Here is a 10,486-nt window from a genome sequence, read left to right as displayed (position 1 = left end):
ATGATCAAAAATCCATATAGTTAAAAGTAAATGGGTATACAAGTGGAGGGAAAAGTACATGCAAACATACTATTTAACCGTTTACGCTCAAACAGGTGAAGCATTATTGAATGAATCCTTTGAAGCAGAAAATGATGAAGCGGCCACGAATATGGGGAAAGAAAAGTTAAACGAAAACGGACATGCAGATATTACCCATCGTCTCGTATCGCCGGATGGCCGTCTTTTGCTATTTCATCGTTAATGATACACAATGTCATTAATAATAAAAAAAGACCTCAAACGCTTAATGGCCGCTTGGGGTCTTTTTTCGTTTACTGAACGTCATTGTTGCCTGTTCCGTAAAGCTCTTCTAATGGTTTTGTGATAATTTGGCTAATGTCAGAAATAACCGTATTTAACCGTTGCTCTTCTTCCATTAACTTATTAATGTCTTCGTTTTGCTGAACAAGTTCAACTACTTGTCTCGCTTTTTCAACTTCTTCCTCGGAAATGTCTTCACCTTGCATTTGTTTTTGTTGCAAGTTCAATTGTGTTTCACGGAAATTATCAAACATTTGCTTAGCGGATGGATCGCCCATTACTTTCTCATAAGCTTCTTTTAATGTTTGAAATTCTTGGCTATCTCGCAAGCCTTTTTCTAAGTCATAAGCTAAATCATAAATATTTGCCACAATGATTCCTCCTCAATTTTCATGCCTTTTGACTCTTTTAACTGTAACAAAAAACATCTTCTGTGTATAGGAATAGTCCATCAACCAATGATCGACACGAGAATCGCTTGAAAGAAACCGATTGCGCCTCCTAATAATGCGCCGAGATACGTAATCATTTTTAGTTCTCGCTTTGTGATTTCGATTAACATACCCTCCAGCTGCTTGATTTCAAAATTCTTCACTTCATTTTCAACGAGACCTGCTAAATTGAGATGCTTCATCATACGTGGTAGTCGTGTCGCTAAAAGGTCGATCGTTTGCTTTGCGATTTGAGGGATAACAGTCTTTTCAATACGTTCTTTATAGGGATACAACATGTCGGAAAGCGGACGATTAATCTGCTTATTTACATTGAAGACTTGGACGAGCTTTTGTGCGAATTGCTTTTCGTCGATTTCAGGAAAGACTTTTTCCCGAATCGTTTCAAGTTCATATTTTTTGATACTTTCCCATTCATTCACCAATAAGCGGTCCGTTGTTTCTTTGAGTTCTTCGGATTGCAGGGCTTGAAGAATGGAAGGTAACAATTTCTCACTTATTCGTTTTTCGCCTAAATATTGAATGACCATTCTTCCTAAGAATCCTTTTTCACGTAAAAAACGATCGGCAAAAAGAGAAAGTTGGTGCTTACCCTCTGTACTTTGTATATATCGTTCAACTTTTTCCAGTAATTGCACGCGGATCTGTGGGATGAATTGAAGTGCCTGCTCATTCATTTCATCGCTAATATACTGATCGATTGGATTACTTTTATGCTTCTCATAAAAGTCTTTCAGTCGTTTCTCAAGAGCCTGCTCGATCGTTTCTTCAATTCGCTTTTCAGTTAAAAGAACTCCTGTTTTATCGATGAGCTGATGTAAAGTTAATTTTTGTTCATTCAAATCATACCAATTTCGTAACAAGAATCTTTCCAATTGTTCTTGATACATCGGCTCCCTTAATTTCGATTGAATGGATGCCGTTGTCACCAAATAATTGGTCACTAATCGTCCGAGTTGATTAGCTAGTTCATCCTGACGCTTTGGAATTAAACCTGGTGTGAAAGGAATTCTCCATTTTCCAAAATATTTTGCGTCATACGGACGGAATAGCATGCGAATCGCCAATAAATTTGTTACGCCACCAATTAAGGCACCAATGGAAATCATGGTGAGACATAAGATCAAGAAATTCATGATTGAAGACTCCTTATCGAACTTGTGTTTTTGCGCTAGAGAATTTTATACAAAAATCATTGCTTTATTAAGACACATCTTCTTTATCATACATTCCCTTTTGGTACCTGTTTAAGCACAAACTACAAACTCTTTTCCAGTAAGCTTACGGTATGTTCTGACCGTTTCGTCAAAAGATAATATATGAGGAGGGATTGTTCATGTCAAAAAAACAAAGAAAAGAGCATCCAATACGAAAAGCTCAAGATTTAAATTTAGACGGTGTTACTGAAGCCGAAGAAAGTGAAGATGGAATCACCGCTAGCGATATACCCGATGAAGTGCCAGCGTATAATCAAGAGATTGCTGCAGACAACTCCGTTGATGCGAATCAATATACGCTTGATTTGGAAAATGAGGGCCGTAATGCTTATGACCTCGACATCGACCGAATGATCAATGAAGGAATGGCCGGTGGTTATATTCGAGGGGAACGGAATCAAATCACAGAGGCCCATCCAATTCTTGAAAATGACGCACCCTTTCCGACTCCTGGAGAAGAAAATGAATCTGAATAAGTAATATGTATAAATGAAGAGGGTCATGGTATTCATGACCCTCTTTTGTTTGTGTGGTTATTGAGATCCTCCACCTAGTTGTTGTTCAGCCATTTGAACTAGGCGCTTAGTAATTTCACCACCAACAGAACCGTTGGAACGTGAAGTGGAGTCAGGACCAAGCTGTACACCAAATTCTTGGGCAATCTCTACCTTCATTTGGTCTAAAGCTTGGGCAACACCAGGTACTACTAATTGATTTGAACTATTTCCTTGGTTAGAAGCCATTGTCATTCACCTCCTGTGTATCTCTAGTTTCTTCAGGAGGTGAAAATAATATGAGTAAAATTAAACGGTAAATATTGTTAGCTTATTTAACGTTCGGCTTCGTCATTTCTTCTGGCTTAACAAGGCGTTCAAAATCTTCTTCAGAAAGAATGCCAGTCTCAACGGCAGATTCTTTTAAAGTCAATCCTTTTTCATGTGCGTTCTTCGCAATCTTTGCGGCATTTTCGTAACCGATATGTGGATTCAATGCGGTAACTAGCATCAATGAATCATTCAAGAACTGCTCGATTTTTTCGTGATCAGGTTCAAGACCTGCCAAGCAGCGCTCGTCGAATGAGATCATACTATCAGCAAGAAGCTGACAAGATTGCAAGAAGTTATAAGCAATCACCGGCTTGTACACATTCAATTCAAAATTCCCTTGACTTGCAGCAACACCGATTGCCGTGTCATTCCCCATCACTTGAACGGTTACCATTGTTAGCGCTTCAGCCTGAGTTGGGTTGACTTTTCCTGGCATGATGGAACTTCCTGGCTCATTTGCTGGGATTGTAATTTCACCGATACCAGAACGTGGCCCACTTGCTAGCCAACGCACATCATTGGCAATTTTCATTAAGTCAGCCGCAAGACCTTTCAATGCACCATGTGTATGAACTAATTCATCATGGCTTGTCAATGCATGGAATTTGTTTTTCGCTGAAACGAATTGACCATTTGTTTCTTCATTGATTTTTTGAGCAACGACATCCGCAAAATCAGCATGCGCGTTAATTCCTGTACCAACTGCAGTGCCACCAAGGGCAATTTCGCGAACGTATTTTAACGAATCCACGATCATAGATTCTGTTTTTTCAAGCATGCGGAACCAACCACTGATTTCCTGACCAAGCGTAATTGGCGTCGCATCCTGTAGGTGTGTACGTCCAATTTTCACAAGGTCCATATATTCATCTGACTTTTGCTTCGTCGTTTGCTTAATTTGTTGAAGTGCAGGCAAAACATGCTCTTCGACTTTTTTAACCGCAGCAATGTGCAATGCCGTTGGATACGTATCATTCGAGCTTTGTGACTTGTTGACATCGTCATTCGGATGCAGTCGAACTTCTTTTCCTTGTTCTTCAAGCCACTCATTTCCGACATATGCAATGACTTCGTTTACGTTCATATTTGACTGGGTTCCACTACCTGTCTGCCAAACAACCAATGGAAAATGCTCGGTCAACTCTCCGCTTAAAATTCGATCTGCCGCGTGCGCGATCGCATCCGCTTTGACGGAATCAAGCAATCCGAGTTGTTCATTTGCTCGAGCCGCACTTTTTTTCAAAATCGCAAAGCCGTTGATAATCTCAACAGGCATTTTTTCATCTCCGATAGGAAAATTTTGAAAACTACGTTGTGTTTGTGCTCCCCAATACTTATCACTTGGAACCTTCATTTCCCCGATTGTATCTCGTTCAATACGATAATCCATTCAAGTATCCTCCTCATTAATCTGCAATTTTTTCTTTCCCATATCTTATTATAATGCGAATTGAAATTTTTTTAAATGAATTGTGACAGAATAGATGATAATTCGAGAAATAACCTTCTTCACATAGGTATTCCTACGAACCTTATGTAGCTGTCGGGCGGTTTCACGCGTTTGTTGAGCGGTTCCACGCGTTTGTTGAGCGGTTGTCAGCGTTTATCGAGCGGTTGTCAGCGTTTATCGAGCGGTTGGCCGTGTTTGTCGAGCGGCTCGGCGCGTTTATCGAGCGGTTCCACGCGTTTGTCGAGCGGTTCGGCGCGTTTATCGAGCGGTTCGAACCGTTTGTTGAGCGGTTCCATGCGTTTGTCGAGCGGTTCGACGCGTTTGTTGAGCGGTTCCACGCGTTTGTCGAGCGGTTCCATGCGTTTGTCGAGCGGTTCGGCGCGTTTGTTGAGCGGTTCCATGCGTTTGTCGAGCGGCTCGACGACCAGCTAAGTGTCGATGAAAAACCAGTCAAACAGAAAAACCCGAGCGATTTAATCGTTCGGGTTTATGGCTTATTCAACTAATCCAAAGAATTTCTCGATCGTGACCTCTTGTTCATGGATGCTTGTCGCGATCTCCTGACCAACATACCGTAAGTGCCATGGTTCATAATTGTATCCAGTAATATCACTCTTTCCTTTCGGATAACGGATCACAAAGCCGTGTTCATGCGCATTTTCAGCAACCCATTGTCCTTCAGGAGTTTCTTCAAATGCTTCAACTAAGTCAAACGCAACGGAAGCTGCAGACACATCCATCGCAAGTCCTGTTTGATGTTCGCTATGTCCTGGCTTCGCAGAATACTGATCAGCATACTCTTTTCCGTTAACTTCGACACTGCGATTATAAAGATACTCTTGCGTTTCGTATCTGCGGTAACCGGAGACGGCCACTAATTCAATTCCGTCATCTTCAGCAGCTTCAAATAATTTTTCTAAAGCTAACGCCGCAGGCTCTCGTAAATGCTTCCGCTCTTGATTGACCGCTTGAAATGCAACATCTGGTATCTTCAAGTCTGGCGGTTCATATCCTTCCGGAAGTTTGCGCTCTTTATTAACGATGACTTGTACCGATTCTGGTTCACCGACGACAGTGACACCATCCGAATTCACTTCACCAGATACAGCTTCTGCCCACACCTCTTGTCCAATATTCGCCATGCCATGTGTTATAATTTTTTCTTTCTCGGATTGCTCTGTTTGTATTTTATTTAATGAATTTACAGTCTTCACTTCACCATTCATTGAACAACCTGCAAATAGTGCTAGTAGAGAAATAACAAGTATTGTGTATGTAAATCTCATGCTGAACCCTCTTTACTAATCAAATTTAATTCTTTTTTATTGTAACAAAAAAAGCTACTCGAAAGTAGCTTTTTTCGTGAGTCTTATTCATGAATGACATAGACTGCATACTGTTTACTCAATCGGTAAAATTCTTCTTCATTCTGACTGTCAATCGCAGCGTCAATTCGTTTTTCCAAATACTCTTTATTCCATTGATAAATTGCTTCATCCAAAATTAACCTTGCTGCTAATTTAATCTCATAATTCATGTCTTTCCTTGCCATTATCGGTAAGTGTCCATTGGAAAAATGTAAACGTGATAGTTTATAGGAGCTAAATTGCTTTTTCATCATGGTAATGCCCCCTTATCTCCTTTTTAATAGTTTACCCCAAAAACCACATGAATTGCAATAATTTTCTGACTATAACAAGTTTGAAAAATCCCTGGCAATTCCATATTGCCAGGGAAAAGTCCTCTGTTGGGAGAGAGGTGTATAATGAACTTCGCCATTGCGAAAGGTTCATCTAAGCTGTATATCATATTCATTAGGATGATCTTCCCTGTTTATGGGGGTCATTCAAAACTTTATGAATGAATTTGTTTTGTAATAGTATACGCTCTTTTCGCTTGATGTTTCACAGCTTTTTCAACATCATCTTGGAGATTTCCTTCTCCATCCACTGTCGAGCTTGTGCCATAAGGGTTTCCACCAGCTGCGAAAACTTCTTCAGCGGAGTAACCTGGCGTTACAACAATCGCTCCCCAATGGAACATCGATGTATAAAGTGCCGTTAATGTTTGCTCCTGTCCACCATGTGGATTTTGAGCAGATGTCATTGCAGTTACGACTTTATTCACCAATTTTCCTTGAGCCCAAAGTCCTCCAGCTTCATCAAGTAATTGTTTAACTTGAGCAGGCACATTTCCGAAACGTGTTGGTACACTGAAAACAAATCCGTCTGCCCAATCAAGATCGTCTGTACTCGCCTCTGGGACATCCTTGGTTTCTTCGTAATGTTTCTTCCAATTTGGATTACTTTCAATTGCTTCCATCGGTGCTGTTTCGCGAACTTTAAGTAATTTCACTTCTGCACCAGCTTCTTTTAAAGCTTCTTCAGCCCACTGTGCCAGTTGATAGTTAGCACCCGTGGAACTATAATAAATTACTGCAATTTTTGCCATAAGGAAAAACTCCTTCCAGTACTTTTCTTCTCAAATAAAGCCTTCCCCGGAAACCGTTGGATTAAACGGATTCCAGGGAATCTTTATCTCAAGATATGAAAGGATAAAAAATAACTGATTAGATGGTCAATAAATAAACGGTAACAATCGCACCAACGACTGAAAAAATAACGTTCACATTTAACAGTGCAATCGCAGCTGCTACAAGACCTCCTGTAATTCCGATCCACGGAGCATCTTCAATGACAGTCATGATTCCTGGAAAAATCAATGCGCCTAGCGCAGCAAAAGGGATTGCATTCAGCCATTTATTTAGCCATGGCTTTAACGCAAGTCGGTCCATAATGAATGCTGGTATGAAGCGTGGTACCATAGTCACAATCGCCATACCGAGTATCGTCAGCATAGTCATTGTGCATCATCCTCCTCCATCATTGGTATCGCAATTAAGCTGCCAACAACTGTAGCGAGAACAATCGCCCAACCTGTTTCAAGACCGACGAACTCACTGAACATATAATTAAGCAACATACTGACCACTGCAACTACACCAATTCGCCATTCTTTTTTGACGGAAGGAGCCAACAAGCCAATAAACATGGCATATAACGCAATGCCCATACTGTCACTCAGTTGCTTAGGGATGATCTCACCCAAAAGTGCCCCTGCAAAACTACCCGCAACCCAAGAAAAATAGGCCGTCAGAATTAAGGCTAAATAAAAAAACTTACTATTTTCTTTATGCGCCTCTTTTTTATGTAATGCGGAAACAGCAAAGGTTTCATCCGTCAATCCGAGCGAAAGACCGAATTTCCACGGTACAGAATAATGCTTTAGTTGGTTCATGAATGACATACTCATAATGAAATGCCTGAAATTCAAAACGAAAGTAGCCACGACGATTTGTAAAAACAATGCGCCTTGAGCTATCATATTCGCTGCCATAAACTGAGCTGCTCCTGCGAAAACAAGTACACTCATCATTGTTGTTTCAAAAATCGTCAATCCTGACTGGCTTGCTAGCACACCATAAGCGATAGCGATCGGCATATAACCGAGAAAAATAGGCATTCCTGCAACAGATCCTTGCTTAAATGCTGTGCCAATGGATTGTTGTGTTTGAACGACTGCTTCTTCTTTCACTAAGTCTCCCCCCCCATTTTCTTACAATTAATCTGTGCCGAATATTTCCGGATGGAGTATTGGGGCAAGTTTTTTCAACCCTTCCAATAATCTTGGAGAAGGGCGACAATACAAGTGTTCTTCAAGAACATGAATACGGTCTTGTTGAATCGCTTCAAGTTGATTGGCACCTTCCCGCTTCTTAATAATTTTTGGATTCATTTTAGCTTCTTGAACACCAACCCACACCATACAAATATCATCCGGATCTTTCTCTAGCACTTCTTCCCATTCAACTTGGATGCTGGCATCAGCATAGCTAGAGAATACGTTTTCTGCACCTGCCAATTCACTAATATAACTTAACCAATTTTTACGACCCGGTGTAAAAATCGGTTTTGGCCACCATTCCCAGTAAATTCGTTTTTTCTTCGGCACTTCACGTGCTTTTTCTTTGTAAAAATTAATTGTTTCATGATAATGATTGTATACGCGTTGAGCCCGGTCTTCATACCCGGTCAACTTTCCCACTGTCAAAATATCTTCTCCAATTTCATTCAATGAATTTGGATCTAAAATAACATAAGGAAGATTTCGTTCTTTTAATCCTTCTATATTTTTCTCCATACCTGGAACACTTAAAGAAGCTAACACCAAATCCGGCTGTAATCGTTCCACTGCATCCATATCGACACTCAAATCACGCCCTACTTTCGGAAGCTCATTCACCGCTTCCGGCCAATCAGAATCATCGTCCACACCGACCACTAAATCCATTAAATCCAAATAGGCCATAATTTCGGTGTTGCTCGGACAAATAGATACGATGCGCATGTTTTCATCCCTCCAGTAAATAAAAAGAAAAGACTGCTCCACACAGTCTTCAAATGTATTCATCTATTATAAACGAAATTTTTCTACTTTTCTATTTAATTCTCCAGCCAATTGATTTAAGTCGTTAGCAATCGTCGAAATTCCGTCCATTGAATGACTCGCTTGCTCAACGGAAGCCGCCGTTTCTTCGATCCCTGAAGCTGATTCTTCTGAAATGGAAGCAATTTCTTCCACTGAACCACTCATGTTCACACTTTCGTTTAAGACATCCTGTAGATTAGAAGTAATTTCTTGAATTTGTTGGCTCATCTGTGTAATGGCTTCATCAATTCCTTTGAATGTTTCTTGTGTAGAATGAATTTGTTTTGTTCCCTCCGTTACCTCTTTATATCCTAATTGCAACGATTCTGAGACAACGTTCGATTCTTTTTGGATGTTAGAAACGATTGATGTAATGTCACTGACTGAGTTTCCTACTTGTTCCGCAAGCTTTCTCACTTCATCTGCTACAACAGCAAATCCTTTACCATGCTCTCCCGCACGAGCCGCTTCAATTGCTGCATTTAATGCGAGTAAGTTCGTTTGGTCGGCAATATCTTTGATCACCTCAACCAACTGAGAGATTTCACCGGATTGTTTAGCAAGCCCGTTCACCTTAGTGACAGAATCTTCAACAATCGCATGAATTCGATTCATTTGAGCTACCGAGTCTGCCATTTTTTCCCTACCTGATACAGATAAGCGCATCACTTTTTCCGAGGTAGACGACATCTGCTCGCTATTTTCAACCGAATGGTTCATTCGCCCAACTAACTTTTCTGTCAGCTCAGATATTTGTGAAGCACTTTCAGCTTGTGTTTCCGAACCGGAGGATAATTCTTCCATAGTTGAGGCGATTTGTTCGCTACCTTCTTTTAAAGACTCAGCTGCATGCTTCAATTCATCGGATTGACTGGTAATCGATTTGTTCGAGAAATTGACGTCATGAATGATTCCATGCAAACTCGCTTTCATCGAATTAATGGATTGAGCCAAATCGGCAATCTCATCTTTTCCTTTTACAGAAACATCTGTAACACTTAGGTTCCCTTTTGCCACTTCATTGGCAACAACCTGTACAGCATGTATATTTTTACGAATTCGTCGATTAACGACTATCAACAACAGAACAGCCATCATAACCGCTAAAACAATTCCGATCATTAGTGCGAGTTGCATTTGTTGAAACGAAGAACTCATTTCATTTTTTGACTGTTCAAATTCAGCTTGAACCGACTCTGTTAATTGGGTGAGTAGTCCGACTGCATCTCGGCTTATGATCGTGGCTTTCATCCGGCTCGAAATGGCATCGTCCTCGTTTCGACCTTCTACATTAGGGATAATTTCTTCCTCAACTATTGCATTGATCTCTTGATTAATCGTCACCACTTGCGTCAACAGAGTCTCCTGCTCTTCATCTAAGTATTGGCGTACATTTTCTTCTATGTTTTGAAAGGCTTGGTTTAATTCTTCATATTGACTGACATAGTCATTTGTTTTAAAGGTAATATAATCACCAAGCAATCCATTTTTCGCCCGAAAAGCAGATTCCATGTTACCGATATCGATTGCGACACTTGTTTTTGTCTCTTGCTCATTCAGTTTCGTTTCGGATTGAGAAGAGAGTATGTAAACAATTCCGGAAGCAATAACGAAAAAGAGCATAATCGTAATCACAATCCATGCATATTTCGCCCCGAGTGAAATCCCCCTTCTTTTGACTGGTTCCTTCTTTGTTTTTTTGGATGGTAGTTCCTTGTTCTTTTTTTGTTTTTTCACCAATCTCCCCTA

General features: G+C 40.5%; 14 protein-coding genes. 3 read left to right on the top strand and 11 right to left on the bottom strand.

Translation table 11 applies throughout. The features are described from left to right. The first annotated feature begins 58 nt into the window (after positions 1 to 58). A complete protein-coding gene (locus tag FPQ10_RS07675; RefSeq protein WP_144162663.1) occupies positions 59 to 244 on the top strand; it encodes a YhzD family protein in 186 nt (61 codons plus the stop codon). Positions 245 to 314: 70 nt separating this feature from the next. On the opposite strand, the gene FPQ10_RS07670 is transcribed toward FPQ10_RS07675, so the two are convergent. Then, the gene (locus tag FPQ10_RS07670; RefSeq protein WP_144162661.1) at positions 315 to 674 is read right to left on the bottom strand and encodes a YlbF/YmcA family competence regulator; all 360 of its coding nucleotides are present in this window, start codon (positions 672 to 674) and stop codon (positions 315 to 317) included. 80 nt (positions 675 to 754) lie between these two features. After that, the gene (locus FPQ10_RS07665; RefSeq protein ID WP_144162659.1) at positions 755 to 1,891 is read right to left on the bottom strand and encodes a DUF445 domain-containing protein; all 1,137 of its coding nucleotides are present in this window, start codon (positions 1,889 to 1,891) and stop codon (positions 755 to 757) included. A gap of 200 nt (positions 1,892 to 2,091) precedes the next feature. On the opposite strand from FPQ10_RS07665, the gene FPQ10_RS07660 reads away from it, so the two are divergent. Continuing rightward, a complete protein-coding gene (locus FPQ10_RS07660; protein ID WP_144162658.1) occupies positions 2,092 to 2,448 on the top strand; it encodes a hypothetical protein in 357 nt (118 codons plus the stop codon). Between the two features lie 57 nt (positions 2,449 to 2,505). On the opposite strand, the gene FPQ10_RS07655 is transcribed toward FPQ10_RS07660, so the two are convergent. Together FPQ10_RS07655 and fumC are read right to left on the bottom strand one after the other, a co-directional pair. Then, on the bottom strand, positions 2,506 to 2,715 hold the full coding sequence (locus tag FPQ10_RS07655) for an alpha/beta-type small acid-soluble spore protein (RefSeq protein ID WP_144162656.1): 210 nt from the start codon (positions 2,713 to 2,715) through the stop codon (positions 2,506 to 2,508). An 82-nt stretch (positions 2,716 to 2,797) separates the two neighbouring features. Next, positions 2,798 to 4,189 (bottom strand): class II fumarate hydratase, encoded by a 1,392-nt coding sequence (gene fumC, locus FPQ10_RS07650; protein WP_144162654.1) that lies wholly within the window; start codon positions 4,187 to 4,189, stop codon positions 2,798 to 2,800. Positions 4,190 to 4,360: 171 nt separating this feature from the next. Here fumC and FPQ10_RS13315 point away from each other — a divergent pair, with 171 nt between their 5' ends. Continuing rightward, positions 4,361 to 4,681 carry a hypothetical protein gene (locus FPQ10_RS13315; protein WP_370512032.1) on the top strand — a complete coding sequence of 107 codons (321 nt, stop codon included), beginning with the start codon at positions 4,361 to 4,363 and terminating at the stop codon, positions 4,679 to 4,681. Positions 4,682 to 4,743: 62 nt separating this feature from the next. Here FPQ10_RS13315 and FPQ10_RS07640 read toward each other — a convergent pair whose 3' ends face one another. From FPQ10_RS07640 to FPQ10_RS07610, 7 genes are all read right to left on the bottom strand, one after another. Continuing rightward, positions 4,744 to 5,535 carry a M15 family metallopeptidase gene (locus tag FPQ10_RS07640; RefSeq protein WP_144162652.1) on the bottom strand — a complete coding sequence of 264 codons (792 nt, stop codon included), beginning with the start codon at positions 5,533 to 5,535 and terminating at the stop codon, positions 4,744 to 4,746. Positions 5,536 to 5,618: 83 nt separating this feature from the next. Then, a complete protein-coding gene (locus FPQ10_RS07635; protein ID WP_246569226.1) occupies positions 5,619 to 5,870 on the bottom strand; it encodes an IDEAL domain-containing protein in 252 nt (83 codons plus the stop codon). Between the two features lie 233 nt (positions 5,871 to 6,103). After that, complete coding sequence (gene wrbA / locus FPQ10_RS07630; RefSeq protein WP_144162648.1) at positions 6,104 to 6,700, bottom strand: NAD(P)H:quinone oxidoreductase; 597 nt, start codon at positions 6,698 to 6,700, stop codon at positions 6,104 to 6,106. A gap of 118 nt (positions 6,701 to 6,818) precedes the next feature. Further along, positions 6,819 to 7,112: an AzlD domain-containing protein gene (locus FPQ10_RS07625; protein ID WP_144162646.1), complete on the bottom strand. Its 294-nt coding sequence runs from the start codon at positions 7,110 to 7,112 to the stop codon at positions 6,819 to 6,821. Continuing rightward, positions 7,109 to 7,843, bottom strand: a complete 735-nt coding sequence (locus FPQ10_RS07620; RefSeq protein WP_311379127.1) for an AzlC family ABC transporter permease — start codon at positions 7,841 to 7,843, stop codon at positions 7,109 to 7,111. Before FPQ10_RS07620 ends, FPQ10_RS07625 begins: the two co-directional genes overlap by 4 nt. A gap of 27 nt (positions 7,844 to 7,870) precedes the next feature. After that, positions 7,871 to 8,656, bottom strand: coding sequence for an ABC transporter substrate-binding protein (locus FPQ10_RS07615; RefSeq protein ID WP_144162644.1), 786 nt, complete (start codon positions 8,654 to 8,656; stop codon positions 7,871 to 7,873). 66 nt (positions 8,657 to 8,722) lie between these two features. Continuing rightward, on the bottom strand, positions 8,723 to 10,474 hold the full coding sequence (locus FPQ10_RS07610) for a methyl-accepting chemotaxis protein (RefSeq protein WP_144162642.1): 1,752 nt from the start codon (positions 10,472 to 10,474) through the stop codon (positions 8,723 to 8,725). Positions 10,475 to 10,486: the final 12 nt, after the last annotated feature.

The organism is Allobacillus sp. SKP2-8 (assembly GCF_007559355.1).
In the GTDB taxonomy this organism is placed as follows: domain Bacteria; phylum Bacillota; class Bacilli; order Bacillales; family Alkalibacillaceae; genus Allobacillus; species Allobacillus halotolerans.
This window is presented reverse-complemented; position numbering and strand designations above follow the sequence as displayed.